We start from the raw sequence: 25324 nt of genomic DNA, 5'->3' as shown, positions 1-25324 counted from the left end.
GGCATCTCGGGTGCGATCCAGCATCTGGCCGGCATGAAGGATTCGAAGGTGATCGTCGCGATCAACAAGGATCCGGAAGCGCCGATCTTCAGCGTGGCCGACTACGGCCTCGTCGGCGATCTGTTCGAACGGGTTCCGGAGGTGGTCGATGCCGTCTGATGCCGCGATGCGCGCCGGCGGTGGCCGCGTGGCGCCGGCCCAGTCGTATCTGTTCGTGCCGGGGAGCAAGCCGGAGCGCTTCGACAAGGCGCTCGCAAGCGGCGCCGATGCGATCATCATCGACCTCGAGGATGCCGTCGAGCCGGAGGCGAAAGTGGCGGCGCGCGATGCGATAGCGGCGTGGGTTTCGCCCGAGCATCCGGTGCTCGTGCGGATCAACGCGCGGAACACGCGATGGTTCGAGGCCGATGCCGCGCTCGGCGCGTTGAAGGGCGTGGCCGGTATCGTGCTGCCGAAGGCCGAGCGTGCCGACGACGTGTGCGCTGCCGTTGCGCTCGCGCGTCGGCGTGTGCCGGTCTATCCGTTGATCGAAAGCGCACACGGCATGTGGAACGCGCTCGATGTCGCGAAAGCGCCGTACGTCGAGCGGTTGATGTTCGGCACGCTCGATTTCATCGCGGACATGGGCATGTCGGACGATGGCGTTTCGCTCAATCACTTCCGCTCGCAACTCGTGCTGATCTCGCGGGTGGCCGGGATCGAATCGCCGGTCGACGGCGTGACGCCGGATATCGATGACGGCGAGCGTATCGCGCGCGATGCATTCAACGGCATGCAGTTGGGATTCGGCGCGAAGCTGTGCATCCATCCGAAGCAGATCGGCTTCGTGCACCGATGCTTTCGACCGAGCGACGACGAAGCGCGCTGGGCCCGGCGGGTGCTCGATGCGATGCGCGATTCGAATGGCGGCGTGGTGACGGTCGACGGGAAGATGGTCGATCGGCCGGTGCTGTTGCGCGCCGAGCGGATCGCCGCGCTGGCTGCAGCCGTCAACGCCGGATCGAACGCCGCCGGCGAATGATCGGCGGCGTGAGTCGGGGTGGCCACGGCTGTCCGCTATCGTCGGATCAATGAACGGGTGCGTGCATGCCTCGGCGGCTTGCATCAGGCGGCGTTGCTTCTGTATTCGGTCGACCGAAGGAAGATGGTGGAGATGCAAAAGTCTGGGCGCCGGGAAGATGCTCGTCGACGACGGTGATCGGCGTGGTCTTCATCTGGTCGACTCGCCACGGCGAAAGCGTTTCGACGAACGAGGGCACGGCGGCATGGGGTGAGCCGCGATCACGGCGCGACAACGCACTTCGTCATCTGCCTCGTTGCGGTCGAAATAAGATGGACACCCGATCGACGATGCGCGTATGATGGTTTCGTTCGAGCCTCCGTTTGCTGTTCGACCGCTCGCCCTCCACCTGCCACCGTGTTGCGTCGCGCATTGCCTCGCGCGCAACGTTTGTCCCTTTCACCACGACCCGTCGCGCCATGCATCAGGCGATGCTGGCTGCCTACGCTCGTCCTTGCGAGTCGCCGAGAAGCGATCGTCAGGAGTTCATGATGAGCATGCATATCTACCGTGGATTCGAGATCTATCCACTGATTTACCCGCACGTGCCTGCGCTGGATGGCTTGCCGCACAACTACGAGGCCGGCTTCGATGCAGCGGTCAAGATTTGTCTTCGCGGCACCACCGACACGCTGACGCAGAGCCAGACTTTCAGGCTCGTCGGCGACGGCCCGTTCGACACGGCCGGTGACGCACGGCGTGCGTCGCTGCGCTATGCCGAGCGCGTCATTGACGACGATCGCGAAAAGCTGGCCTTCTTTTCGGACGCCCTCTGACACGACTCGCATGGCAGCGTGACTTGCCATCAATTTGGAGGGCGAAATGATCGTCGACGAGCTTCTCGATCTGGTCCAGCGGTGCAAGCTCACTCGGAGCGATGCTGTCCTGCCCGCTGGAATGACCCATTCTGCGCGGTGCCATCAACAAGAGCTGCAGATGTTCGCGGCGGTGCGCGCATTTTCGATCGGAGCCGGGTATTCGGAGTTCGAATCCGACGCGATAGCGAGCACCGTCATGACACGACTCGGCTAGTTTTATTCGAACGTTTTCCAACAGGCATTACATGACAACCATCACACTGAAGATCAACGAACCCATCGATGTCGCGCTGCGGCGCTTCCGGCGCGGTATCGAGAAGACCGGGCTGATTCGCGAGTTGCGCAGTCGCACCAGCTACGAAAAGCCCACGACGGAGCGCAAGCGGAAAAAAGCCAGTGCAGTTGCCCGGCAGCGCTTGCGGGCGAAGCGCATGTTGCCGCCCCGCAAGATGTACTAGAAGAACGGCGGGAACAGCGTGCCGGCCGAGGGGGGCTTACGTCGCCGTACCGATCCCCGGCATGCGGTACCGCGGCCGGACGACGCAGGCAGCATGCCGGTCGGCCGCCGCGCAGCGGCAGGAAGAAATGATCGGTACGCGCGTCGCGCCATGCAGCAACCAGGATGAAAATCATGATCGGAAGGCGGCAAACATGAGTTGGTACTGCGACGCGGAACGCGAGTTGGCCCATATCAGACGATCGGTCGGGCTGCTCGAGCAAGCGCAACACGCCTTCATCAACCGATCGTCCGTGAACGATCCCGCGTACTGGAGAGTCAAGCTCGACAAGCTCCGCACACGATCCGAGCGAAGCAAGGTCCTCGCACTGCAGGTGGACGAGCTTTTGGTCCGCCTCGAACGCATTCAGGATTCGCGCTGCCGAAAATAGGAAGCTGCTCCTTCGTTCTCGTCTTGTTCCGGGTGCACGCGCATGGCAGGGAGCAGCCCACGGGAGTCGCATTCGAATTTCGGAGCAACACATGATTGACGCTAACCCAGGCAACACGTTTCGACACCTTCCACTCTCGCCCGAGCAAGACGCGGAAATCCGGCACTATATAAAGAAGAAGGCGCAAAAGGGCGAACCATGGGACACCCCCGAGTTGGCCATGATGCTCGCAGACATGCTTTCCCCGCCGCCTGGCGACGACGAGCAGCCAGAGACTATCGTTGAAGAAGTGAAACTGGCCTGCGAATATGCATTGACTTCGATCGACGAAGCCATGGAATCCGTATCTGCGAGTGAAGAGCGGCTCGCCGCGATGGAAGCCGAGGAAATGAAGCATCCCAGGCGGTAACGCAGCCACGATGCCCGACGCTCGAGCCACAGCTGCGCCACCGCCTTCTTGCCTTCAGCCAAATTGAGCGGCCAGCCATCCCTGCGCCCATTGCGTCGCGTACGCAATCGCATCGTCGCGCGCATCGAAGCCGGCCAGATCGCCGCTGGAATGCACCTCTCTCTCACCTCCGTCCAGCAGCGTCGTGGTGATTCTCGCATGTGCGATGTACTCGCCATCGGCCCTGCGGGGCGTCGGATCGATCCGGAAGCGTGTCGTATTGAAGAGCATGGGCTCCTCCCTGTCTGGTTGTCGCGAGCGGGGCTGCCGTGCGGGGCCGCACGAGCAGAAGCGTCCGCCGTCAGGACGTGTCGCGATCCGGCCGGCTTCACCATCCGGCCGTGGCCGCGCACGCTTCGATCGGGTCGATAACTTCGTCTGCAATGCGAACCGTTGGACCTCGTCGCGATGAAAATGGAAGAAACAACTGTGCTCACGAGAATTGATCACCGTTCGGTACCCTGTTACCTGATCCTCCGCGGTGGCTGGTCGACCTGTGTGCTGAATGCGGACCGTGTCGTTCTGCGCCGTGAAGCCAGTCCGCTGTTGCGGGCCTTTGCGCGAACCCGCGGAGAATGGGCAAGTATCGACGGTGTCGCATGGAACACCTTCTCCGATGCTGAAGGCCTTTCTGCGATCGAGCGACGGGAGACGCGATGTTATGCGCTGGTCAAGGGAACGGAAACCGAACACCAGTTGCGATTGTTGATGACCCTCTGACGTCAAGGTGCGGGCGAGTCTCGTGCGGTCCGACGCACGGGAAAGCTGAAGTTCGGTGCCGTGTGCGGGATGGTCGTCGCGGTCTCAAGTATGCTCGTCGACAGTCGGGCAAATTCGCCTATAAACACCACGTTTCCGGTCGATTCATGGGCAATTCGTACTCCGTGAGTACCTTTGACTTTTGCGACTGCCATCCCCGCGGGATCGACTTGACCGGAGCGTGATTTCGCTGCGCTTCGTGCCAAATCGGCAACGTGTCGATGCTTTGACATTCAAGCGAAGTTCGGCGCATGGTAGCCAGCAAGCGACTTCGACTCATGGCGCTATCCATGACGACGATGCCGCGTGCCGTACAGCATCGTTGCAGCACATCGCGATATGCTGGCGGGATGGCGGGCTGGGTTCGCGCTGTGCCGAGGGCAGTACGATTCGGCCTGATGGGCGACGAAGTCAGCCTGCGAGGCCGCAGGAACGCGAATTGCACGGTGCTGGGCGTAGCCGAATTCGCGGCCGCGGATTCAAGCTGAAGCTGCGTCACTGGAGAAGTCGGTGAGCACCGAGAGAGAGCTTTTTGAACAATGGTGGTTCCGCGACACGCCGGTGGAATATCGCGCCGACCTGGCCTATCGCGTTCGGGACCAGGGCGGCTACGTCAGGGGAACACGTGCGGCGGCCGCCTGGGATGGATGGCAGGGGGCACGTCAGGGCCAGAACTGGATTCCGGCGGATCAGCACTGCCCGACGCGTCAGGATGCGGACTCGGCGTCTAATGTGTTGGCGTGGGATTCACGAGGATTTGCGGTCGTTGCTCGATTCGACGACGTCGCGCTGCTGCAGTCGGCGTACACGCACTGGATTCCTCTGCCGCCCGCGCCGAAGGATTAGCTGCGGCGTCACGACGCGAGGTCGCCGGTTACGGCGCAGCTTGCAGTCAAACCATGTCGGCGGCCCGGCCAAATCGCATGAGCAGCCTCATCGGTTTCCCGGCCGCGGGCCATGCCCCCCCGAGCCGATCCGCCGCGCCGCTCTCAGGCGAAATAAGGCTCCAGCACCCGCTCGATCCAGTCCATGAACGCCCGAACGCGCGGCGACAGATTGCGCCGATGGGCCACGACGAGCCACGCGGCCAGCGGCTCCGGGCGCAGATCGGGCAGCACCTCCACCAGCGCGCCGCTTTCGATGTGAGCCGCGACCCCTGAATACCCGGCCTGGATCAAGCCGATGCCGGCCAGCCCGGCAGCGTGATAGGTCTGCACGCTGTTGACCTGCATCGCGCTCGGCAACGGCAGCGACGCATAGCCGGTGCCGTCCGGGTACTCCCATCCCGGATGACGCGCGCCGAGTGTCAGCGTGTAGTGGACCATCCGGTGTCCCTGGCCGAGCAGATCGTCGAGCGTATGCGGTACGCCGTATCGCGCCAGGTAGCCGGGGCTCGCCGCATTGATCATGCGCAGCCGGCCCAGCGGTCGCGCGATCAGCGTCTCGTCCACGATCGGGCCCAGACGGATCACGCAATCGAAGCCTTCCTGGACGAGATCGACACGCCGATCAGTGCTCGACAGCTCCAGTTCCAGCTCCGGATGCGCGGCCATCAGTTGCGGGAGTGCGGGAACCACGACACTGCGGGCCAGTTCGGTCGGCATGTCGACGCGCAATCTTCCCCGCAGTCGCGTGCCGTTGCCGGAGAACATCGACTGCAATTCCTGGACTTCGGCCAGCAGGTCCCGTGCGCGCGAATAGAACGCGCGTCCGTCCTCGGTCAGCTGCACGCTCCGCGTCGTCCGATGCAACAGTGCAACGCCCACGTCGCGCTCGAGTCGACGGATCACCATCGAGACACGTCCCTTCTGGATGCCCAGGCTTTCGGCCGCCCGCGTGAAGCTCGTCATTTCGGCGACACGGGCAAAGATCAACAGCGCATCGAGGTTTTGCATTGTTCACTCGGCGAGTAACAGAACGTTCAATCGGCCGTCATTTATAACTCAATTGCGACTCAGTAGAGTGCTTTCCGATGTCGTCTCCCGACGACCACCTGAACGAAAGGGCGCAACCATGACACAACACATCGCACCGGTTAAGACGGCCGTCGTCTACCACTCCGGCTATGGGCATACCCGGCGTATGGCAACGGCTGTCGCCGAGGGCGCGGGCGCCGTCCTCGTCGCAATCGACGCCGACGGAAACATCGCACCGGACGCGTGGGACACGCTCGCGGGCGCCGACGCCATCCTGTTCGGCTCGCCGACCTACATGGGCGGCCCCAGCTGGCAGTTCAAGAAGTTCGCCGACGCATCGTCGACGGCCTGGTTCGACGGCCGGTGGCGCAACAAGATCTTCGGCGGCTTCACCAATAGCGCGAGCGTCAACGGCGACAAGCTCAATACGCTCGAATACTTCGTGCTACTCGCCGGGCAGCACGGCGGTGTCTGGGTGAGCATGGACATCAAGCCGGCGAACCTGAAGGCGTCGATGCGCGACGACCTGAATCGCATGGGCTCCTATCTCGCGCCGATGGCGCAGACGCCGGCCGACGCGTCGCCCGACGAGATGTCGCCAGGGGATCTCGAGACGGCACGCCGCTATGGCGCACGCGTCGCAACGATCGCCGGACAGTTTCGGGCAGGGCACGCGCGAATCAGCTGACATCCCGGCGTGCGGGGCGCCTGACCGGACGCCACCGCACGCTTTCCAGCCGACCATGAGGAAACGGCCATGAAATACAAGCAACTAGGCCGCACGGGCCTGTATGTCTCCGAGCTGTGTCTCGGCACGATGACGCTGGGCGGCAATGCCGATGCCGGCATGTGGGCGTCGATCGGCGCGGTCGGCCAGGACGACGCGACCCGGCTGATTTCCCGCGCACTGGCCGAGGGCATCAACTTCATCGATACCGCCGACATCTACTCGTTCGGTCAGTCGGAACGCCTCGTCGGACAGGCGCTCCGGGACCTCGGCGTGCCGCGCGGCGAGATCGTGCTGGCGACGAAGACGGCGGGCGTGATGGGCCCGAAGCCCAACGATCAGGGGGCGTCGCGCGGCCACATCATGGATTCCGTGCAGCGAAGCCTGGAACGGCTCCAGGTCGACCACATCGACCTCTACCAGATACACGCGAACGACCCCGTCACGCCGATCGAAGAGACGCTGCGGGCGCTCGACGATCTGACGCGGCAGGGGCTGGTTCGCCATGTCGGCGTCTCGAACTGGCGCGCCGGAAAGATCGGCAAGGCGCTCGGGCTCAGCCAGGCGCTCCATGCGACGCGCTTCGAGACGCTGCAGGCCTACTATTCGATCGCCGGACGGGACGTCGAGCACGAACTGGTACCGCTCGCGATCGACGAGCAGATGAGCCTGCTCGTCTGGTCGCCGCTCGCCGGGGGACTGCTTTCGGGGAAGTTCGGCCCCGGGGCGCCGGCCGAAGCAGGGTCGCGGCGCAGCCATTTCGATTTTCCGCCGGTCGATCTCGAGCGGGCCTGGCCGTGCGTTGCCGCGATGCGCGCCATCGCCGACGCGCGCGGTGTGTCGGTCGCGCGGATCGCGCTCGCGTGGTTGCTCGCCAAGCCGCATGTCACGAGCGTCATCATCGGCGCCAAACGGGTCGAACAGCTCGAAGACAATCTCGGCGCGGCCGAGGTCGCGCTGACCGCGGACGAACTCGCGCATCTTGATGCGGTCAGTGCGGTGCCTGCCGGTTATCCCGGCTGGATGATCGATCGCCAGGCGGCGGGCAGGCGGCCGCAGCCGTTCACGCGCGGCGCGTCGAAACAGGACCGGTGACGCCGCATCGCGCGGCGCGGCGTTCGGCCCGCGCGATGCGGTCGCCGCGGCGGTAACGGCTAGAATTGCGGTTTTAGCCCGGAACACGTCCATGTCTTTTGCCTCGCTTGGCCTGATCGATCCCTTGCTGCGTAATCTGCAGGACCTCAATTACCAGACACCGACGCCGGTGCAGGCCAAGGCGATTCCCGCGGTGCTCGGCGGCAAGGACGTCATGGCCGCGGCGCAGACCGGCACCGGCAAGACGGCGGGTTTCGCGCTGCCGCTGTTGCAGCGGCTGGTGCAACACGGGCCGGCGGTGTCCAGCAACCGTGCGCGTGTCCTGGTGCTGGTGCCCACGCGTGAGCTGGCCGAACAGGTGCTGCAGAGCTTCGTCGCATACGGCAAGGGTCTCGACCTGCGGTTCCTGGCCGCCTACGGCGGTGTGAGCATCAACCCGCAGATGATGAAGCTGCGCAAGGGCGTGGATGTGCTCGTTGCCACGCCGGGCCGTCTGCTGGACCTCAACCGGCAGAACGCGGTGCAGTTCGACCAGGTGCAGGCGCTGGTGCTGGACGAAGCCGACCGGATGCTCGATCTGGGTTTTGCGCGCGAACTCAACGCCGTCTTTGCTGCGTTGCCCGCCCGGCGCCAGACGCTGCTGTTCTCCGCCACGTTTACCGACGATATTCGCGCGATGGCGGCGACCATTCTGCACAGCCCGGTCGATATCAGCGTCAGCCCGCCCAACGTCACGGCCAGCAAGATCAAGCAGTGGGTGGTGCCGGTGGACAAGCGCAACAAGCCCGACCTCTTTATGCACCTGGTGGCCGAGAACAACTGGGACCACGCGCTGGTGTTCGTCAAGACCCGCAATGGCGTGGACTACCTGGCGGCGATGCTGGATGAAGCGGGCTATGCGGTCGACACCATCCACGGCGACAAGCCGCAGCCCGCGCGCCTGCGTGCGCTGGAGCGCTTCAAGACGCGCGAAGTGCAGATGCTGGTCGCGACCGATGTGGCGGCGCGCGGGCTGGATATCGACGACCTGCCGCTGGTGATCAACGTGGATCTGCCGATCGTCGCGCAAGACTATGTGCACCGTATCGGCCGTACCGGCCGCGCGGGCGCCAGCGGCGTGGCGGTGTCGCTGGTGTGTGCCGATGAAGCACCGCAGCTGGCCGCGATCGAAGCGCTGATCCGGCAGACGCTGCGCCGTGAAGAGGAGCCGGGTTTCGAAGCCGAACACCGCGTGCCGGAAACCAGCGCGACGGGGCAGATCATCAAGAAGCCCAAAAAGCCGAAGAAGCCCAAGGTGCCGCAAGGTGGGGCGGGGGCCATGCCGGCGACCGGCAAGAAGCCGAAGCCGCAAGGTGGGGACGGCAAGCGCAAGGCCGCGGGGCAGCGTGCCGGCGCCGCGGGCAAGAGCGCGAGCGTGTTGAGCGGCAGTCCGTTCAGCGTGCAAAAGCCGCGCGGCAAACCCGCCGGCAAGGCGGCTGCGGGTTCACGCAAGCCGGCCGGGAAACCCGCCGGTGGTCGCGGCAAACGTCAACCCTGATCGACGGGGATGAGGCGTGCCGGCCGCCGCCGCTCGGCCGGAGCTTCCCGATCGTCGTCACGCGTTCTGCAACCGTCGACGTTCAAGGCGGTTGCGCAACAGGCCCGCGATCAACGCGCCGATGATCAGGCACACGTAGAGGGTGACGAGATAGTGACGCCACGCGTCAAGGGCGAGCTGGTGTGAAACCAGTTTCGGATCGGGGGGCAGATACAGCGAGCCCTTCGCCTCGACGACGCGCATCATATGAACAAAGCCGCCTGCGGAGAGCAACGGCAGCAGGGCGACGAATGCCAGCAGCGCGGGTTTGGCGCGGCACGCCCGCGGATGATGGCGCAACCGGAACCACAGTCCGAGACATCCGTGTATCCAGCCGGGTGCGAGCAGGGCCAGTTGCAGGCCCTGCGTGCCGCTGGTGAGCAGCACGGTGACGACACGCTCGTAGTCCGGCTCGAAGCCGTAGAGCGAGGACGCGAGCCGGGTTGTCACCGCGTGGCGGATCAGCAGCAGCGGCAGGCTGAGGCCTGCCCAGAGGCGGAGCCATTCGGCGGGCGGCAGTGCCCAGTGGCGGCGCCCGTATATCGTGTGCAACGCCAACGCAAAATGAAGCGAAGCCGCACCGTACAGCACGAACGTCCCCGGTGCGCTGCGCCAGAGCCGCAAGGCCAGCATGAGACCGCGTCCGGCGAGTTCGAGTGACCAGATTCCGAGTGCATGATTGATCAGGTGCAGAAAGAGATAGGTCAGCAGCACCACGCCCGATCCGAGCTGGAGACCGCGCAGCACGGATTGCATCCGGACTTTCGATTCACGGTGCGGTGTGCGCACCGCGGGCGATTCCTGTTTGGTATCCGTTGCATGGGCCGTGTCGATGATGTCCATAGGGGTCACCCGGTTCGTGTTTCCTGCAATACCGTGAGCACACGACGGTTATTCCCGGATTCGACGGGACTGCCGGGAGAAGGCAATCCGAGGGGCGACCGCGCTCGACGCGCACGAGCACGTTGCAGCGGCGTTTGGTGAACGCTCAAACCGACGCATGAGCGGCGCTTTGCGAATGAGGCTCGACTTCCTCAGCCGCCATCGACGAATCTCGATCCGGCGGGATTTCTCGGCCTTGATCGAAAGGTATTCGCAAGGCATGGTTTTGATTTCGGTTAATCAGGGTATTTTTGATTTTTGACGTCCGCGATTTTTACTTCCTGCCAGTCGTCAAAAATATTCTTTCGGCCGATCGCGCGATCTGCTTCGATTTATTGCGGAACCATACCCTAAAAAATTCGGGCCATCCGATTTTGGTCATGTCGACCCGGTCGGTGTCTCCGCCGTCACTGCCGGTTTGACGCTCAGCCCCGCCAGACGGCGTAATGCGAAGGAAGAGACGAGAGATCTCTCGGAAAACCGCGCGGATTTTCAGGCACTGATCGGTGCATCAACGCCCGATGCCGTTGGCGTTTCGTCTGAGAAAATCAATGCTCAACGATATCCCGAATGACCGAGAATTTCCCTATTCAACATATGAAAGTTTCGCAATATGCACTGCGAACTGCGACCCCTTTACTATTTACCGCTCAAATGTAAAAAGACGTGACCCGTCAATCAGTTCCGGAATCCAGGTCAGAACAATTCCGCATACTCCGTATCAGCAGAAATTGCGCCCGGTCCGACCCTTCTCTCGGCGCATTCAGCGCTCGTTACGTCCTTTGCATTTCGTAACAACTCGGGTTGATTCGTCAGGGCTCGCTGTTTTAAATTTTGCCCGTCGCCCAGCAGCATCCGGCAGTCGGGCGACCTTTCAATCTGCAAGTCACGCATGCCGGATACCCGGATGGCCAGCCATCCGACACTACAAGTCTGCACGCCGTGCGGGCTTGATCAAGTGGTCGAACTCGCGATGGGTGTCGGTTCGACTGCATTCAGCCCGTTGCGACCGGACGCACCGGAATGGGCTCACCACGTTGTTCATGTCATGCCGAACTGGAGCCAGCTTGATAGCGGAATCCATGATCGAATTTTGATGTTTGCGTCGCAATCCTAAATATGTATCGACGGAATTCGCCCAGATTCACGACGGTACAACTTAACTTTGCGCACCGCGCCGATAAAGGACAGAAAATGGAATTCGTACGAATGGGAATCGTCTATGTTCATCTCATTGCCTGCTGTGTCGCGATTGGTCTCGTGCTGACCAGCGACATTGCGATGGTCAGGCAACTGCTGGATACAGACGCGCCTACCGATCCTGCCCAGGTTCATCTGGCCAGCCTGCAGCGCACCGTCACGTTGGCGCTGACGATTCTCTGGATCACCGGCATCGCGATCATTGCGTTCGACATGCGGACCCAGGGTCTCCGGTATCTCGGCAATCCCAAGCTGCAGGCCAAGATCGGCATCGTCGCGTTGCTGACCTTCAACGGTATCGCGCTGCACTCCGCGGTCCTGCCGGCATTGCGGAAAGCGGGATCCTTGCTGAAGCTTTCGTTCGAACGGCGCATGGTTGCCATTTTCGCGGGCGTGATTTCCGCCGTCTCGTGGTTCTATGCGGCAATGCTTGGCGTCGGGCGCCCGTTGAGCTGGAAGTATTCCCTGGTCCAGATCCTGGCCGCTTACCCGGCACTGATCGCCGGTGGCATCGCCACCATGTTGTTCATCACGGCAGTGGCGAAATCCAGGACGTCCGTGGAACGACGCAATACCGAAAAGGTGGCGGCCTACTGATCGCCGCCCTCCGGGGGATGCGCGCTGCTCGCGGCAGTGCGTATCCTCTCGTCACACATGTCTGCGTGCTGGCCAGCGTCCAATTCCAAACGTTCGGCTGCACGCGGGCACGCGCCAGGCGCGCGTTGTCCCCATCCCCCTCCTCGCGCAGAGCCGGATCGTACGTGATCCGAAGCGTTCGCCGCCGGAAGAACGAACCGGCGACGCGATCAATGAAAGAAGAGCGCCCGCATGCCGAACGTGTGATGCGCTTCGGCCGCCATCAGCACCATGAGCACCAGCAGGCACAGCGGCGGTATCAGGATCGCGTACACCAGCGCCAGACGCTCCCACATCATGTGCATGAAGATCGACACGATCAGCCCGGCCTTGGCGATCATGAGCACGACGATCAGCACCCAGCGCACCACGCCTTGCACCTTGAAGTAGTCGACCAGGTACGACAACGTGCTCAGGACGAACAGCAGGCCCCAGATTTTCAGGTAGATGCCGATCGGGTGCTGCTGGCCGTGCGCGGCGTCGGGTCGATCGGCGGGATCGGTGTGGTCCATGGCCTGCCTCACCACAAATAGAACAGCGCGAAGATGAACACCCACACCAGGTCGACGAAGTGCCAGTACAGGCCGGCGATCTCGACGATCTGGAAGTTGCCGTGCTCGGTGAACCCCGGCTGCAGGATCTTGCGTGCGATCAGCAGCAGGTAGATCACGCCGCAGGTCACGTGAAAGCCGTGGAACCCGGTGATCATGAAGAAGCATGCGCCGAACTGCGTGGCGCCCAGCGGGTTGCCCCACGGGCGGATGCCTTCATGGACGATCAGCTTGGTCCATTCGAAGGCCTGCATCGACACGAAGGTCACGCCGAGCAGCGCGGTCGCCAGCAACAACGCGGCGGCGCGCCGGGCATTGCGCCGATAGCCGAAATTCACGGCCATCGCCATGGTGCCGCTGCTGGTGATCAGCGTGAACGTCATGATCGCGATCAGCAGCAAGGGCACCTCGACGCCGGCCACGGTGAGCCCGAACACCTTGGACGGGTCGGGCCACGGCGCGGTGGTCGACATGCGCACCGACATGTAGCCGATCAGGAAGCTGCTGAACACGAAGGTGTCCGACAGCAGGAAGATCCACATCATCGCCTTGCCCCACGGCACCTTGAAGGCTTCGCGGTCGGCCGACCAGTCCGTGACGATGCCGCGCCAGCCGTCGGGCCCGGCGTCGGCGGGCGGGGTGGTGGCGGATTCGGGCGGGAGCGGGGGCGAGGTCATGGCGCGGCTCCATACAGCGGTCCGCAGATGGCGGCGACAACCGCGGGGGTGAGCCACCACATTGCCGCCAGCAACACGAGCCAGACCGCCAGCAGGAAATGCCAGTAGAGCGCGCACAGCGAAATGGCGCGCTGGGCGCGGAACGGATCCGCACGCCGGCGCTGCGCGATCGTCACGGCCCAGGCCGCCAGCCCGCCCAGCACGTGCAGTCCGTGCAGGCCGGTGAGCAGGTAGAGGAAGCTGTTGGAAGGATTGGCGACGACGGTTTGCCCGGCCGCCGACAGCATGCGCCAGGCGATCAGTTGCCCGATCACGAACACGGCGGCCAGCAGGCCGCCGCCCACCAGCCACGCCACGCGATGCCCGGTCAGCTGCCGGGCACGCTGCATGGCGACGCTGGCCAGCGCGAGCGCGCCGGTGTTCCACCACAGCAGCGCCGGATGCGGGATCGGCTGCCAGTCGGGCTCGCGCATGCGCATGCCGTAGGCGAGCAGCAGCAATGAAAACAAGGCCGTCGCCACGGCCATGAACACGATCAGGCCGACGCGGCTCGCATTCGGCAAGACGGGCGGCGGCGTATCGGGAACGAAGGGGCGCGGCAGCGTGGTCATTTGCGTGCCTCGCCGGGTTGAACCGTCGGGCGGGCCGGTTCCGGCTCCGGCGCTGTTGCAGGCGGCTGGTTTTGCGGGACGAAGTCTTCCGCTTGTCCTGGCGGGCTGTATTCGTACGCCCAACGGTAGACGACCGGCAGCGCGGCGCCCCAGTTGCCGTGCACCGGCGGCGTTTGCGGCGTCTGCCATTCCAGCGTGGTGGCCCGCCACGGATTGCCGTCGGCACGCTTGCCGCGTACGAGGCTCCACGCCAGGTTGTACAGGAACAGCAACTGTCCGACCCCCACGATCAGCGCGGCGACGGTGATGAACGTGTTGAGCGTCTGCGCCGAATGCGGAATGAAGCTGTAGCCCTCGTACGCGTAATACCGCCGCGGCATGCCGAGGATGCCGAGATAGTGCATCGGGAAGTAGATCGCGTACGTGCCGAGGAAGGTGATCCAGAAGTGCGCGCGCCCGAGCCTGTCGTCGAGCATGCGGCCCGTCACCTTCGGATACCAGTGGTAGAGGCCGCCGAACACCACCAGGATCGGCGACACGGCCATCACCATATGGAAGTGCGCGACCACGAAGTACGTGTTCGACAGCGGAATGTCCACGCTCACGTTGCCGAGGTAGAGCCCGGTCAGCCCGCCCAGCACGAAGGTGCTGATGAAGCCGATGGCAAACAGCATCGGCACGGTCAGGTGGATATCGCCGCGCCACAGCGTCAGCACCCAGTTGTAGACCTTGAGGGCGGTCGGGATGGCGATGATGAGCGTGGTGGTGGCAAAGAAGAAACCGAAGTACGGATCCATGCCGGCGACGAACATGTGGTGCGCCCAGACCACGAAGCTCAGTGCGCCGATGACGACGATGGCCCACACCATCATCCGGTAGCCGAAGATGCTCTTGCGCGCGTGGGTGCTGATGAGGTCCGACGCGATGCCGAAGGCCGGCAGTGCGACGATGTAGACCTCCGGATGCCCGAAGAACCAGAACAGGTGCTGGAACAGCAGCGGGCTGCCGCCGGCATGCTTGAGCGACTGCCCCATCGACACCACGGCCGGTATGAAGAAACTGGTGCCGAGCGTCCGGTCGAGCAGCATCATCACGGCCGACACGAACAGCGCCGGAAACGCCAGCAGCGCCATGATGGTCGCGATGAAGATGCCCCACACCGTGAGCGGCATGCGCATCAGCGTCATGCCGCGCGTGCGCGCCTGCAGCGTGGTGGTGACGTAGTTCAGGCCGCCCATGGTTGCCGCGACGATGAAGATCGCCAGCGACACGAGCATCAGCACGATGCCCCATTCGACGCCCGGCGTGCCGGGCAGGATGGCCTGGGGCGGATACAGCGTCCAGCCCGCGCCGGTCGGCCCGCCCGGCACGAAGAAGCTCGCCACCAGCACCAGCACGGCCAGCAGGTAGACCCAGTAGCTCAGCATGTTGAGAAACGGGAACACCATGTCGCGCGCGCCCACCATCAGCGGGATCAGGTAGTTGCCGAAGCCGCCGAGGAACAGCGCGGTCAGCAGGTAGATCACCATGATCATCCCGTGCATGGTGACGAACTGGTAGTAGTGGTTGGCGTCGATGAAGCTGAACTTGCCGGGAAAGCCGAGCTGCAACCGCATCAGGTCCGACAGGACGAGGCCGACCAGGCCGATGGCGATGGCCGTCAGCGCATACTGCACGGCGATGACCTTGTGGTCCTGGCTCCAGACGTAGCGCGTCCAGAAGCTTTTCGGGGCGTGGTCGAGGTGCGCGTAGGGCATTGCGTCTGCTCCGCTAGGGCTGGCGGTTGGCCGTGCTGCCGGCAGCCGGGCCGCCTTGCGATTCGATGTAGGTCACCAGCGCGGTCAGCTCCTGATCGCTCAGGTCGAAATGCGGCATGATGGGCGAATAGCCCTTCACGACGCGGGCCGCCGGATCGCGGATGAAGGCGCGCAGATAGGCGTCGTCAACTTTCGCGGTGCTGCCGTCGGCCATCGTTTCGGTCTTGCCGTACAGGCCCTTCCAGGTCGGACCCACGCGCGGGCTGCCGTCCACGGTATGGCAGGCGAAACAGCCCTTGGCCGCGGCGAGCGCCTTGCCCTGGTCGGCAAGCGCCTGCGCGCTGCCGCCTGGCGTTGCCGCCGCGGCCTGAACCTTGGCCTGCTGCCGCTGCGCGAAGGTGGTCTGCTGCGCGAGCCAGCGCGAGAACGCTGCATCGTCTTCCACCACCACCACGCCGCGCATGCCCGCGTGCCCGACACCGCAAAGCTGCGCGCACAGGATGTCGTAACGGCCTGCCTTGGTCGGCGTGAACCAGAAGGTCGTCACCATGCCGGGCACCATGTTCATGCGCGCACGAAACGGCGGGACATAGAAGTCGTGCAGCACGTCGAGCGACCGTGTCAGGACCTGGATCGGCCGGTTCAGCGGCAGATGGACCTCGGGCGTCTCGATCAGGTAGTTGTCGCGGCCGTTGGGGTCGGCGGGGTTCAGGCCGAAGGGATTGTCGCTGCCGATATAGCGCACGTCCGTCGTGCCCAGCTTGCCGCCGGGGCCGGCGAAGCGGAAGCGCCATTGCCATTGGCGGCCGAGCACCTCCATCTGCAGCACGTTGCGCGGCGGCCGGATGTAGTCCGCATAGACGAACAGACCGGGGGCCAGCAACGCCGCGACACCGACGGCGGTCAGGCCGATCAGCCACCATTCCAGCCGCCTGTTGTGCGGCTCGTAGGCCGCGCGATGCCCGCCGCGGTGGCGGTAGCGCATCAGCGCGATCGCGATGAACAGGTTGATGGCGATGAAGAACGCGCCGGTGATGACGAGCGTGATCGTCAGCATGTCGTCCATGCGCACCCAGTTCGACGCGATCGGCGTGATCCACCAGGGACTGGCAAAGTGAAACCCCACCGCCAACGCGATGATCACGATCAGGGCAATCGCAAGCACCATGGGCCGCCTCGCCGCGCGTCACTCGCCGGAGCCGCCAACCGGCGCTCCGGGCATCGTCGTGCCGCCTTGCCGAATTTCGTACGATTGTTTGCCGGCAATCCACCAGGACCGATTCGCCAGGCGGCGTCGGCGGCTCTAAAGAAAAAGGTAGTCTGCTGCCTTGCATCGCGCAAGGCAGCGCAAGAGGAAGGAGGGAAGCACCCCATACCCGCGTCGCACCACGGACGGCGTCACCTGCCGCGACAACATGCAAAACGGCCGCCTCCGGCGTGAGTTGTCGAGGCAGCCGTCCCGCGCGGCGCGAAGCAACGGCATGTCAGTGCATCGCATTCTGCTTGCGCCGTTCGAGCATGCCGTAGACGACGGCGGTGACCACGCCGAACAGCAGGTTGGCCAGCAACGGTCCGGATCCCCGCTCCGAGATGAACCACGGGAACACGGCGGTCATCACGTAGAAGTTCCATACGTACGCGACGATCCCGAAAGCCAGCCCGATGACGGCTTCCATGCCGACGCTCGAATCGAAGCGGAACGGCGCCATGATCGCGGCGAGGATCATCCCCATGATGGCGCCGAGCACGTAGTGCAACAGCAGTGCCATTCCCACGATGCTGAAGCTGAACACCGACATCTGTTCGAGCGCGCCACGGCCCATCACCATCGCCGCGATCTTGTGGGTCGGCTGCCACGGACTTTCATCGAGCACCATGGTCGACCAGAAGAATTCGAGCACGATCACCAGGGCGCCCCCGGCAAGCCCGGCCACGGCCGCGGCGAGCCAGTCCGGCATGCGCCGTTGCCAATGGTGCGATTGAATGTGCAGTTCCATACGACCTCCTTGCTGACGGTTCGCGCGTCGAAAATACGTCGGCTATTCGATTCAGAATGGCAGATATGGGGGGCAACGCAAGGTGCAAAAACCCTGCGCGTCGCATGGCAGTACGGTGTTCCGTTCAGGATCGGCTTGCGGCGGGCGTCGGCGGCGCGACACGGGAGCGGAGTCCGTGACGTTGCGCGGTCACGCGCATCTCACCGGATGCAACGCCAAAAGGGCAGCGGGCCGTCACGGAATCGTCCTCGTGCCGGCGTGCCGGGGTAAATTAAGTACTCCGACAAATCGTCTGTGTGGACGGATGCCGGTTTCACCCTTGCCTGCTGCCGACCCGCCGATGCGGGGCGGCCCCAGGCGCCGTGCATGCCGGGTTCCGCGTGTCAGGGAAAAACCGGTGACGTAGGCTCGCCGCCCTCCAGATCCGCCTTCGGAAAATGCTGGGCGATCATCTGCTCGATTTCCTGCTCTCGCAATGCCGGCACGTCGGCCATGATCAGAATCTGGCCTTCCTTGATCGCCTCCCGAAATCGCTCGAGTCGCGCGTTCGGTTCGGCGATGCCGATCATCCCGGCCGTCCACGCCCCGAAGCCCGCACCCGCCACCGTCAATGCGACGACGGCGCCGCCCGCGATCACGAGCTCGGCAGGCGGGTAGACGAGCGCGACGAGGCCGATGAGCGCGCCCGTTGCGCCGCCGAGCGCGACGCCGCGCTCGAGCGCGTGCACGACATCGCTGCTTTGCAGCAAGGACGCTTCGGGTAACTCTTCGAGCGTGACGCTGTGATCCGCGAGGACATGGATATGGCGCCAGATGATGCGAGCGCGCAGCAAGTCATCCACGATCGCCTTCGCCATCTGCGTGTCGGGTACGAGGAAATAGAGGCGCCTCATGTCGGCCCCCTTTTTTGCTGACGAGAGTCCTTTTATTTTATGTCAGCATCGGCGACGCGCTACGTGCATGCGTAGGTGCTTTCCTGAACCCATGTCGCCCCATGTGCAGAGCAGGCGTCACGAGCAGCGTCGAGCTTGCCTCTTACTGCCGGACGGCGGACGCTGCAATGGATCAAGCCGGCCAGAATTTACAGTGGCAATCCCCAGTGTAATGACCTTTTGAAGTGCTTCTTCAGGTTTGTTCGTCACGTCTTTTCTTTCGAAAGGCCGACGTGGCGGCGGAACCTGTCGGCCCCGTTCGGCCCATGAATCCAGATAACCACTCCGTACCGGATCCGGCTTCAGCCGCTTCTGCTCGCCCTCAATGAACCGTCGCCTCGGCACACGTGTCCTCGCGAGCCTCCCGGCGTTCGGTCGTCAGATCAGCAGCCGGCACAGCTGCTCGAGGCGCCCGAAATACCGCGACCCTGCGAATCAGATACAGCGTGATGAAGCTGACCATCACCGCGACCCCTTTCGCGGCAACATTGCCGAGTGGCGCTGCGGCCAGATGCACGATGCCTCCGGTCAGCAGCGAGCCGAATCCGCAGCTCGCCGCGAACATCAGCGCTTCGCCGATCTGACGACGGCCGATCGTGACCGAGCGGAACACGAAGCGGCGCGAAAGTACGTAATTCACGACGCCTCCGATGAGGTAGGCCACCCACGCCGATATCCCGGCATCGATCTGCATGGCCGAGGTCAGGGCGAGGAAGAGCGACCAGTCGACGACGAGCGACAGGGCGCTCACGATCAGATAGCCGGCAAACATCATGTCCGCCCCCACTGAACAGTGCGGGTCGGAACCGCGCGCAACCCCGATGCGCCGGCTTGCGGTTCGCTGCCACTTTCGTGATATTCCGCGTCCTCGTTGACGGCCCAGACGTCGCGAAGCGTGTGCCCGACGATGATGTTCTCGACGGTCAACATTGCAGTCATCATCGCGTGATCCTGATTGTTGTACTTGTGCATCCCGTTACGACCGACGAGATGCAGGTTCGGATAGTGCTCGGCCAGATCCGCGCGGACTTCATCGACGATGTCGCGATAATCGTCGTCGTACACGGGATACGCTTTCGGCTGGCGAACGACGCGTGATCCGCGAACCTGGTCGTGCGTCGCAAGACCGATTTTCTCGAGTTCGCTGATCGCGAGTTCGGTGAGGTCGGCATCGCTGCTTTCCCACATCGAATCGCCGTCGAAACAAAAGTATTCGAGTCCGAGACAGCCGCCCGTCGCCGCGTCGGGCACCATCTCGGGCGACCACGAGGCGAAATTCTGGATGCGCCCGACCTTGACGGACGGGTCATGGATGTAGATCCAGTTGTCCGTGAATGTGGCGGGCCGATCCAGTATCAGCGCGACCGTGATGAAGTCTCGATACTGAAGCCTCGACGCGGCAGCCGCAGATGACGGACGGGGCGAAATCGCGTTGAGCGTTTCGCGCAGCGGCGCGGTACACACCACGTCACGCGCGCTGATGCGATGTGTCTGTCCGTCGCGGCCGACGGTTTCGACGAGCCAGCGCTGTGCGCGGCTGTCGTATTGCATTGCGCTGGCCGCTTGCCCCATCGTCAGCCGTCCGCCCTGAGCCTGGAATTTTCGGGCGGCGGCTTCCCACAACATGCCGGGGCCGCGGCGAGGGTAATGGAACGATTCGATCAGGGTCTTGACGTCGGTCTTGCGCGAGCGGATGCCGAGCGAGCGCTTCACTGCGCTGACGATGGCGGTAGACAGGCTCAGGCCCTTGATGCGCTGCGCGGCCCAGTCGGCCGAAATCTCATCGCAGGACATGCCCCAGACCTTTTCGGTGTAAGTCTTGAAGAAGATCGAGAAAAGTCGTTCTCCGAATTGATTGGCGACCCACTGATGAAAGGACTTCGGATTCGGGCAAGGCTTGACGCGGGCTGCGAGGTACGAGAGCACGCAACGACTACTTTCCACGATGCCGAGATTCAGCAACGCCTCGATTCCGTCGAGCGGATAGCGGTAGAACTTGTTCCGGTAGAAGATGCGCGAGCTGCGCGGCCGCTCGATGAAGTCGTCCGGGAGCAGTTCGTGCCACAGCGCGACAACGTCCGCGGACTTGGAGAAGAAGCGATGTCCGCCGATGTCGAAGCAATGGCCGTCGAACCGTTCGGTGCGACTGATGCCGCCGACGTAGTGAGGGTCTTTCTCGACGAGCGCGACCGACAAATCGGTCTGCTTGGTCAGCAGATAGGCGGCGGTAAGCCCACCCGGCCCCGCGCCGATGATGAGTACGTCAACGGATTGGTCCATGTTGTCACCCCGAGTCTCAAGTCGCTGGTCATTGCTGTCGTATCGGCCGCTCCAGCCAGACGGCAAACCGCCATGTCGAATCGATGATTGGTGTTTCCCCGTTCAAACGTCGTGCGCCTGCGCGTAGCGAGGCGGGAAGGCATCGCCCTGGGCGGCAGCCGGCCGTCGTGCGGGCACCGCTTTCGTGTTGTCGGCTTGCTGCGTGTGCCCGGGTGACGTGCGCTGAACTGCGGCAGTCGCCCTGATGCTGCGACAGTCGTACAGCCAGACCGTGCTTTGGGGGTCGGGCGACCATGCATGGAGGGTCGCCAACTCCGGGTAGTGGCGATGCGATACGATGAAATCCAGAACCGGGTCTGCGCAGATTTGCCGGATGCCTGTTCGGGTCAGCGGAACGTATTCCTGCTGGGACGTGAGTGTGGTCGACCTTGTGTCCGGAGCGTTGTCGCCGCGCGGCCGTGCGGCATGCGGGTCTTGCTTGATCAGTTCGACCCGCCGTACCGCCTCGAAGGTAGTCTGGCGGTGGAAGATCAGTCCCGCAGCCTGCATCGGCGAGTAATAGCTCGACGTCCTCATCATCAGCCACGGATAAACGAGTTCGTCCGCCGGCCCGTCCCAATAGACGATGTCGCCGCGCGCGACTGTACCTTCGAATGGCACACGGTCCGCGCGGTCGGCACCGGCTTCCATGATCCTGGCGGGTTTCGAGCGCTGGTCGATATTGACGAGTCCGTATGCGGTGAATGCCGCCAATATCACTGGCAGGCCGACGACCGCGATGCGTTTGCGCGAGAGATTGAGCGTGACGAGTAGCGCGACCAGGGCGACGGCCAGGCGCGTGTGAATCAGTGCTTCCAGCCAGGGGATGTCGAACGTCAGGCTGCCGATCGGATACGCGACGCGACCGACATGATATGCGCACTGGAAGATGATCCAGACTATCGCGGCAACCAGCGTCGTCCCGATCAACGTATAGCGAAGCGGTGGGGCGAGGTCGCGAAGCAGTACCGTCGGAGCGGCGGTCGACGGCCGACGGGCTGCCACGTGCAGCGCCGCAGAAGCTGTCAGTGCGATGATCCCGCCGCCGACGTCGAGCAGCAGCCAGCAGATCGCGAGCAGCCAGATCAGCGTCGGCCGCGCGTGGTGTTCGCGTCGCACGAGCAAAATGGCCGCAGGCCATTGCATCAGCGTCGGCAGCCACAGCGCGCGCCAAGGCTGCAGCTGTATCCAGAACGCGTCCTGTCCCGTCGAGTCCGCGATCATGGTCACTGCGACGCCGGCAACACCGATCAGCGTCAGATTCGACCACAGAGTACGGTGATCCTGCGCTTGCGGCACACACAGCGTCGCAGGAAGCGCGATAGCCCAGCACGCCTTGCTCCATGCGGTGAGCGACCACAAGGTCGGAAACAGGAATGGCTGGTTGTATCGCGCGATTGACCGCCATTCCGGATCGAACGGAGACAGGTGCAGTGCCTTGAACGGTGGCATCTGGACGACGGCGAAAGTCATCAGCGCGAGCGGCAATAGCCACCACCACTTCATGCGTGGTATCAGGCCGAGCATGACGAAGACGAACGAAGCGCCGCCGATCAGCGGGTGAACGGCGGTTGCGGCGATCGTCAGCGCGATGGCAACGCGATACCGGTGTTCGAGCATCGATGCAATCGCCCACAGGCCGAGTGCTTCGGCGGGAAGCCGGGCGGTGAGAAGGCCTTCGTCGTAGGAGAAGGCCAGACCGGCGCCGTACTCGGACGGCATACAGGCGATGAAGAGCAACGCGAGCCAGTGCCACGGTTCGGGCAGCAGCTTCTTCGTCAGGCGCCACATGCCGCTCCACCAGAGCGCCTGAGTTGCGATCAGGCAGACGAGATTGCTCGTGCGGAGTCCGAACGCGGAGATAAGCGTTGCGAAGATCCGGCCGTAAATCGTCCAGTGATCCTGGGAGCCATATTCGAAGAACAGATCGTGCGAAAAATTCTCGGGATGTGCGTTGTACAGCGCTTGCGCGGTGTATAGCAGCGCGTCGTGTCGAATGCCCGTGTACGGATGCGTCAGCAAGAGCAGAACGGCCAGCGAAAGCGCAAGCGCGATGACCGAACGAGGGCATTTCTCAGTCCGATTCATGATTGAATGGAAGCCTTTTATCGACGGTATTTCGTGAGCCCGCAATCCCTGTCCGGCGCAACGGACCGCGGGTTTCCGGTTTCGCTGACGGCGGCGCGCTGCACCCTGACGGCCCGAGCGCCTTTGGATGACGTGCCGGATGACGCTCAGAGCGTGCGTTTCGGCTTGCAGTCCGGAGTCAGCGGTACGCAGACGCTCATGCCGATCAAGTGACCGGTGGCATGGATGGGACCTGCGTGCGCAGGTGTGGCCACCGTTTTTGAGGCGCGCGGGTCCTTGCTGGAATGTCCGGCATCCACCCGGGACTGTTTCCGGTGCGATCGTTGCTGTGCCGCTGCTCATCCGACGACACCGCGATCGAGATCGAGATCGAGATATTGGTTTTCATTGTGTCCCCCGATGCGTCCCGCACCCAAAAGTGCCTTTACCGGTGCGTCGGACGCGGACTTTATCGAAATATTTTGATGAGCGCCGGGACGGCTGATCCAGCGCCTTCGGCGTGAACGCATGGAGCGTGCCACGCCCGTCCGGAACCCGCGTCCATCGCGGCGTTGCCGAGCGTCGGCCGCCGGCACTTACCGATCGGTTTCAATTCTGAATCAGTCGCACGCGAGAGCGAGGGGGGAGACCGTCCGGTACGAGGGATGCACCGGTATCGGGGCAGGCCACCAGCCGGTGCCAGTGGCCCATGTGGCGAGAATCAGCGGTCGGGGCGTAGAGCGTGCGTAGGGGGTGCGACCGGGCAACGGGAAGGCGCATTAGGTTGCAGATCTGAAACATGGCGGCAGGACGACCGGCACCGTGTTTCCAGTATCGAAGACCACGAGCGGCCTTTCGAAGCGCGTCCACCGAAGAACCCGCTTGGCAGCACGTTGTGGCCAGGGCCGGTGATCGTCGAGCGACCGAGCGCTCGCCGCGGCCGGAATTCCGTCACGCCGCCGTTCATGCTCGAGATACCCCCGGACTAGCCTCCGCTCCATCCGCGTCCTGCGTCCCCGGCGCGACTTCCTCCAGCGCCTGCCGCCCCGTTTCGACGCGCAGCAGCCCGATCGCGACACACAGCACGCCGAGCGTCGCGCTGACCATCGCGATCACGCCCGATACGCCGAACGCCTGGTAAAGCGCGAGCGCCAGCGCAGGCGTGCCGATCGACGACATCCGTCCGCACATTCCCGCGACACCGGTGCCGCGCAGCCGCACTTCGGTCGGGAACAGTTCGGGAATGTAGCCGAACAGCCCGAGCGTCGTGATCGTGTAGATCGCGCTGACGAGACAGAAGCCGACCACGATGATCGCGGTGGTATCGCGTAGCGACACATACAGCCAGCCGAGCGCGATGCTGAGAATCGACGCGATCACGATGCCCTTGGCCCGCCCGATCCGATCCGCGATCAGATAGCCGATCAACCCGCCGACCGGCGAGCCGATCGACATCAGGAACACGAACCCGAGCGACTTGACGACGGACAACCCTTCCGTGACGAAGAACGTTGGCAGCCACGCAATGAAGCCGTAGAGCCCGACGTTCACACCGATCGCGGTCAACGCCGCGACGATCGTCCGGCCACGCATCCCCTTCGAAAACAGCACGCCGAGCGGCACCTTGCCGACATGCAGGTCGACGGTGCGTCGCACGGGCGGCAGCGTGCCGACCTGCCGGCCGACCTCCTGCTCGATCGCGGCAAGCGTCGCCTCGGCCTCGTCGAGCCGCCCGACCGATTCGAGCCAGCGCGGCGACTCCGGCATCCGTTTGCGCATGAACCAGACGACCAGCGCGCCGGCGCCCGCCAGCGCGAACATGTACCGCCAGCCGAGATAAGGAATGATCCAGTACCCCGCGGCGAGCGCCGCGAAGAGCCCGCTGTTGGTGATGATCGCGAGCAGCGACACCCACTTGCCGCGCGTCTCGGGCGGCACGAACTCGGCGAGCGTCCCGGCCGCGACGACCAGTTCGGCGCCCAGCCCGATCCCCATGATGAAACGCAACACGATCAGCCACGCGATATCGGGCGCGAAACACGCGGCGATCGAAGCCAGCCCGAACACGGCCAGATTGAGCTGATACGAATAGCGCCGCCCGAGCCGATCGCCGACGTAACCCGCGACGAACGCCCCGATCATCATCCCGACGAACGTCGACGACACGAACATCGCGCCATGCCGCAGGTCGGTGAATCCCTCCTTGACCATCGCCGCGACCGAGCCGTTGGCGAGATAGATATCGAACGCGTCGAGGAACGCGCCGCCGGCGATCAGGCCGAGTATCTTCCAGTGAAACCTTGAAATCGGCAGCCGGTCGAGCCGGCCGGCGGCATTGACGGTGTTCGCCATGATGTCTCCAGTCATGTGGCGCTCTCGCGTCCGTGACCGGACGCGGAGACGCTTCG

At 63.8% G+C, this 25324-nt stretch carries 28 protein-coding genes and 1 pseudogene; 15 read left to right on the top strand and 14 right to left on the bottom strand.

Going from position 1 to position 25324, the window contains the following annotated elements; genetic code table 11:
* The 7 genes and pseudogenes from DIE02_RS17390 to DIE02_RS17360 all read left to right on the top strand — a co-directional run.
* Positions 1–159 (top strand): annotated as a pseudogene (locus DIE02_RS17390) (electron transfer flavoprotein subunit alpha/FixB family protein); the annotation flags it as partial.
* A complete protein-coding gene (locus tag DIE02_RS17385; RefSeq protein ID WP_124519926.1) occupies positions 149–1021 on the top strand; it encodes a CoA ester lyase in 873 nt (290 codons plus the stop codon). The pseudogene DIE02_RS17390 and the gene DIE02_RS17385, both read left to right, overlap by 11 nt.
* A 530-nt stretch (positions 1022–1551) precedes the next feature.
* A complete protein-coding gene (locus tag DIE02_RS17380; protein ID WP_124519976.1) occupies positions 1552–1836 on the top strand; it encodes a hypothetical protein in 285 nt (94 codons plus the stop codon).
* A gap of 46 nt (positions 1837–1882) precedes the next feature.
* Positions 1883–2092, top strand: coding sequence for a hypothetical protein (locus tag DIE02_RS17375; protein WP_044846941.1), 210 nt, complete (start codon positions 1883–1885; stop codon positions 2090–2092).
* Between the two features lie 31 nt (positions 2093–2123).
* Positions 2124–2336: a 30S ribosomal protein S21 gene (gene rpsU, locus DIE02_RS17370; RefSeq protein WP_124487370.1), complete on the top strand. Its 213-nt coding sequence runs from the start codon at positions 2124–2126 to the stop codon at positions 2334–2336.
* Between the two features lie 61 nt (positions 2337–2397).
* Positions 2398–2766: a hypothetical protein gene (locus DIE02_RS36045; protein WP_260427914.1), complete on the top strand. Its 369-nt coding sequence runs from the start codon at positions 2398–2400 to the stop codon at positions 2764–2766.
* Between the two features lie 91 nt (positions 2767–2857).
* Positions 2858–3175 carry a hypothetical protein gene (locus DIE02_RS17360; RefSeq protein WP_124487368.1) on the top strand — a complete coding sequence of 106 codons (318 nt, stop codon included), beginning with the start codon at positions 2858–2860 and terminating at the stop codon, positions 3173–3175.
* Between the two features lie 54 nt (positions 3176–3229).
* Here the strand turns inward: DIE02_RS17360 and DIE02_RS17355 are convergent, their stop codons facing one another.
* A complete protein-coding gene (locus tag DIE02_RS17355; RefSeq protein ID WP_044846937.1) occupies positions 3230–3445 on the bottom strand; it encodes a hypothetical protein in 216 nt (71 codons plus the stop codon).
* A 177-nt stretch (positions 3446–3622) separates the two neighbouring features.
* Between DIE02_RS17355 and DIE02_RS17350 the strand changes: the two genes are divergently transcribed.
* Together DIE02_RS17350 and DIE02_RS17345 are read left to right on the top strand one after the other, a co-directional pair.
* Positions 3623–3934: a hypothetical protein gene (locus DIE02_RS17350; protein WP_260426231.1), complete on the top strand. Its 312-nt coding sequence runs from the start codon at positions 3623–3625 to the stop codon at positions 3932–3934.
* Positions 3935–4483: 549 nt separating this feature from the next.
* Positions 4484–4819, top strand: a complete 336-nt coding sequence (locus tag DIE02_RS17345) for a hypothetical protein (RefSeq protein ID WP_124487367.1) — start codon at positions 4484–4486, stop codon at positions 4817–4819.
* A 143-nt stretch (positions 4820–4962) separates the two neighbouring features.
* Here the strand turns inward: DIE02_RS17345 and DIE02_RS17340 are convergent, their stop codons facing one another.
* Entirely contained in the window at positions 4963–5868 is a 906-nt protein-coding gene (locus tag DIE02_RS17340) for a LysR family transcriptional regulator (protein ID WP_124529583.1), read from the bottom strand.
* Between the two features lie 118 nt (positions 5869–5986).
* Between DIE02_RS17340 and DIE02_RS17335 the strand changes: the two genes are divergently transcribed.
* The 3 genes from DIE02_RS17335 (at position 5987) to DIE02_RS17325 (ending at position 9248) form a co-directional block, all read left to right on the top strand.
* Complete coding sequence (locus tag DIE02_RS17335; protein WP_124529592.1) at positions 5987–6577, top strand: flavodoxin family protein; 591 nt, start codon at positions 5987–5989, stop codon at positions 6575–6577.
* 69 nt (positions 6578–6646) lie between these two features.
* Positions 6647–7711 (top strand): aldo/keto reductase, encoded by a 1065-nt coding sequence (locus DIE02_RS17330; protein ID WP_124519922.1) that lies wholly within the window; start codon positions 6647–6649, stop codon positions 7709–7711.
* Between the two features lie 91 nt (positions 7712–7802).
* Entirely contained in the window at positions 7803–9248 is a 1446-nt protein-coding gene (locus tag DIE02_RS17325) for a DEAD/DEAH box helicase (protein WP_185640950.1), read from the top strand.
* A gap of 57 nt (positions 9249–9305) precedes the next feature.
* Here the strand turns inward: DIE02_RS17325 and DIE02_RS17320 are convergent, their stop codons facing one another.
* Positions 9306–10043, bottom strand: coding sequence for a hypothetical protein (locus tag DIE02_RS17320; protein WP_124487379.1), 738 nt, complete (start codon positions 10041–10043; stop codon positions 9306–9308).
* 1033 nt (positions 10044–11076) lie between these two features.
* Between DIE02_RS17320 and DIE02_RS17315 the strand changes: the two genes are divergently transcribed.
* Entirely contained in the window at positions 11077–11286 is a 210-nt protein-coding gene (locus DIE02_RS17315; RefSeq protein ID WP_124529581.1) for a hypothetical protein, read from the top strand.
* A gap of 92 nt (positions 11287–11378) precedes the next feature.
* Complete coding sequence (locus DIE02_RS17310) at positions 11379–11966, top strand: hypothetical protein (protein WP_260426232.1); 588 nt, start codon at positions 11379–11381, stop codon at positions 11964–11966.
* 209 nt (positions 11967–12175) lie between these two features.
* Here DIE02_RS17310 and DIE02_RS17305 read toward each other — a convergent pair whose 3' ends face one another.
* The 10 genes from DIE02_RS17305 to DIE02_RS17260 all read right to left on the bottom strand — a co-directional run bounded on the left by DIE02_RS17305 (position 12176) and on the right by DIE02_RS17260 (position 22937).
* On the bottom strand, positions 12176–12517 hold the full coding sequence (locus DIE02_RS17305) for a cytochrome C oxidase subunit IV family protein (RefSeq protein WP_044846931.1): 342 nt from the start codon (positions 12515–12517) through the stop codon (positions 12176–12178).
* Between the two features lie 8 nt (positions 12518–12525).
* Positions 12526–13233, bottom strand: coding sequence for a heme-copper oxidase subunit III family protein (locus DIE02_RS17300; protein ID WP_044846930.1), 708 nt, complete (start codon positions 13231–13233; stop codon positions 12526–12528).
* Positions 13230–13844, bottom strand: a complete 615-nt coding sequence (locus DIE02_RS17295; RefSeq protein WP_124487362.1) for a cytochrome c oxidase subunit 3 — start codon at positions 13842–13844, stop codon at positions 13230–13232. The genes DIE02_RS17300 and DIE02_RS17295 overlap by 4 nt, the downstream gene beginning before the upstream one ends.
* A complete protein-coding gene (gene ctaD / locus DIE02_RS17290) occupies positions 13841–15601 on the bottom strand; it encodes a cytochrome c oxidase subunit I (RefSeq protein ID WP_124487361.1) in 1761 nt (586 codons plus the stop codon). The genes DIE02_RS17295 and ctaD overlap by 4 nt, the downstream gene beginning before the upstream one ends.
* A 13-nt stretch (positions 15602–15614) precedes the next feature.
* Positions 15615–16769, bottom strand: a complete 1155-nt coding sequence (locus tag DIE02_RS17285; RefSeq protein WP_124487360.1) for a c-type cytochrome — start codon at positions 16767–16769, stop codon at positions 15615–15617.
* A gap of 316 nt (positions 16770–17085) precedes the next feature.
* On the bottom strand, positions 17086–17598 hold the full coding sequence (locus DIE02_RS17280; protein WP_044846926.1) for a hypothetical protein: 513 nt from the start codon (positions 17596–17598) through the stop codon (positions 17086–17088).
* A gap of 383 nt (positions 17599–17981) precedes the next feature.
* Positions 17982–18491, bottom strand: a complete 510-nt coding sequence (locus DIE02_RS17275) for a hypothetical protein (RefSeq protein WP_044846925.1) — start codon at positions 18489–18491, stop codon at positions 17982–17984.
* Positions 18492–18852: 361 nt separating this feature from the next.
* The gene (locus tag DIE02_RS17270; protein ID WP_124529579.1) at positions 18853–19305 is read right to left on the bottom strand and encodes a GtrA family protein; all 453 of its coding nucleotides are present in this window, start codon (positions 19303–19305) and stop codon (positions 18853–18855) included.
* Entirely contained in the window at positions 19302–20810 is a 1509-nt protein-coding gene (locus DIE02_RS17265; protein WP_124529577.1) for an NAD(P)/FAD-dependent oxidoreductase, read from the bottom strand. Before DIE02_RS17265 ends, DIE02_RS17270 begins: the two co-directional genes overlap by 4 nt.
* 102 nt (positions 20811–20912) lie before the next feature.
* Entirely contained in the window at positions 20913–22937 is a 2025-nt protein-coding gene (locus tag DIE02_RS17260; protein ID WP_124529575.1) for a hypothetical protein, read from the bottom strand.
* A 6-nt stretch (positions 22938–22943) separates the two neighbouring features.
* On the opposite strand from DIE02_RS17260, the gene DIE02_RS17255 reads away from it, so the two are divergent.
* Positions 22944–23150: a hypothetical protein gene (locus DIE02_RS17255; protein WP_124529573.1), complete on the top strand. Its 207-nt coding sequence runs from the start codon at positions 22944–22946 to the stop codon at positions 23148–23150.
* A 729-nt stretch (positions 23151–23879) separates the two neighbouring features.
* Here the strand turns inward: DIE02_RS17255 and DIE02_RS17250 are convergent.
* Entirely contained in the window at positions 23880–25268 is a 1389-nt protein-coding gene (locus DIE02_RS17250) for an MFS transporter (protein ID WP_124529590.1), read from the bottom strand.
* Positions 25269–25324: the final 56 nt, after the last annotated feature.

Source organism: Burkholderia sp. Bp8991, assembly GCF_003853795.1.
Taxonomy (GTDB): domain Bacteria; phylum Pseudomonadota; class Gammaproteobacteria; order Burkholderiales; family Burkholderiaceae; genus Burkholderia.
Note: the sequence above shows the minus strand (reverse complement) of the source record. Positions and strands in the feature narration are given on the sequence as shown.

Bases quoted from the DNA above. Each gene is read 5' to 3' on its own strand.
- DIE02_RS17385 (WP_124519926.1), top strand. From the start codon at position 149: ATGCCGTCTGATGCCGCGATGCGCGCCGGCGGTGGCCGCGTGGCGCCG.
- DIE02_RS17380 (WP_124519976.1), top strand. From the start codon at position 1,552: ATGAGCATGCATATCTACCGTGGATTCGAGATCTATCCACTGATTTAC.
- DIE02_RS17375 (WP_044846941.1), top strand. From the start codon at position 1,883: ATGATCGTCGACGAGCTTCTCGATCTGGTCCAGCGGTGCAAGCTCACT.
- rpsU (WP_124487370.1), top strand. From the start codon at position 2,124: ATGACAACCATCACACTGAAGATCAACGAACCCATCGATGTCGCGCTG.
- DIE02_RS36045 (WP_260427914.1), top strand. From the start codon at position 2,398: ATGCGGTACCGCGGCCGGACGACGCAGGCAGCATGCCGGTCGGCCGCC.
- DIE02_RS17360 (WP_124487368.1), top strand. From the start codon at position 2,858: ATGATTGACGCTAACCCAGGCAACACGTTTCGACACCTTCCACTCTCG.
- DIE02_RS17355 (WP_044846937.1), bottom strand. From the start codon at position 3,445: ATGCTCTTCAATACGACACGCTTCCGGATCGATCCGACGCCCCGCAGG.
- DIE02_RS17350 (WP_260426231.1), top strand. From the start codon at position 3,623: ATGAAAATGGAAGAAACAACTGTGCTCACGAGAATTGATCACCGTTCG.
- DIE02_RS17340 (WP_124529583.1), bottom strand. From the start codon at position 5,868: ATGCAAAACCTCGATGCGCTGTTGATCTTTGCCCGTGTCGCCGAAATG.
- DIE02_RS17335 (WP_124529592.1), top strand. From the start codon at position 5,987: ATGACACAACACATCGCACCGGTTAAGACGGCCGTCGTCTACCACTCC.
- DIE02_RS17330 (WP_124519922.1), top strand. From the start codon at position 6,647: ATGAAATACAAGCAACTAGGCCGCACGGGCCTGTATGTCTCCGAGCTG.
- DIE02_RS17325 (WP_185640950.1), top strand. From the start codon at position 7,803: ATGTCTTTTGCCTCGCTTGGCCTGATCGATCCCTTGCTGCGTAATCTG.
- DIE02_RS17320 (WP_124487379.1), bottom strand. From the start codon at position 10,043: ATGCAATCCGTGCTGCGCGGTCTCCAGCTCGGATCGGGCGTGGTGCTG.
- DIE02_RS17315 (WP_124529581.1), top strand. From the start codon at position 11,077: ATGGCCAGCCATCCGACACTACAAGTCTGCACGCCGTGCGGGCTTGAT.
- DIE02_RS17310 (WP_260426232.1), top strand. From the start codon at position 11,379: ATGGGAATCGTCTATGTTCATCTCATTGCCTGCTGTGTCGCGATTGGT.
- DIE02_RS17305 (WP_044846931.1), bottom strand. From the start codon at position 12,517: ATGGACCACACCGATCCCGCCGATCGACCCGACGCCGCGCACGGCCAG.
- DIE02_RS17300 (WP_044846930.1), bottom strand. From the start codon at position 13,233: ATGACCTCGCCCCCGCTCCCGCCCGAATCCGCCACCACCCCGCCCGCC.
- DIE02_RS17295 (WP_124487362.1), bottom strand. From the start codon at position 13,844: ATGACCACGCTGCCGCGCCCCTTCGTTCCCGATACGCCGCCGCCCGTC.
- ctaD (WP_124487361.1), bottom strand. From the start codon at position 15,601: ATGCCCTACGCGCACCTCGACCACGCCCCGAAAAGCTTCTGGACGCGC.
- DIE02_RS17285 (WP_124487360.1), bottom strand. From the start codon at position 16,769: ATGGTGCTTGCGATTGCCCTGATCGTGATCATCGCGTTGGCGGTGGGG.
- DIE02_RS17280 (WP_044846926.1), bottom strand. From the start codon at position 17,598: ATGGAACTGCACATTCAATCGCACCATTGGCAACGGCGCATGCCGGAC.
- DIE02_RS17275 (WP_044846925.1), bottom strand. From the start codon at position 18,491: ATGAGGCGCCTCTATTTCCTCGTACCCGACACGCAGATGGCGAAGGCG.
- DIE02_RS17270 (WP_124529579.1), bottom strand. From the start codon at position 19,305: ATGATGTTTGCCGGCTATCTGATCGTGAGCGCCCTGTCGCTCGTCGTC.
- DIE02_RS17265 (WP_124529577.1), bottom strand. From the start codon at position 20,810: ATGGACCAATCCGTTGACGTACTCATCATCGGCGCGGGGCCGGGTGGG.
- DIE02_RS17260 (WP_124529575.1), bottom strand. From the start codon at position 22,937: ATGAATCGGACTGAGAAATGCCCTCGTTCGGTCATCGCGCTTGCGCTT.
- DIE02_RS17255 (WP_124529573.1), top strand. From the start codon at position 22,944: ATGGAAGCCTTTTATCGACGGTATTTCGTGAGCCCGCAATCCCTGTCC.
- DIE02_RS17250 (WP_124529590.1), bottom strand. From the start codon at position 25,268: ATGGCGAACACCGTCAATGCCGCCGGCCGGCTCGACCGGCTGCCGATT.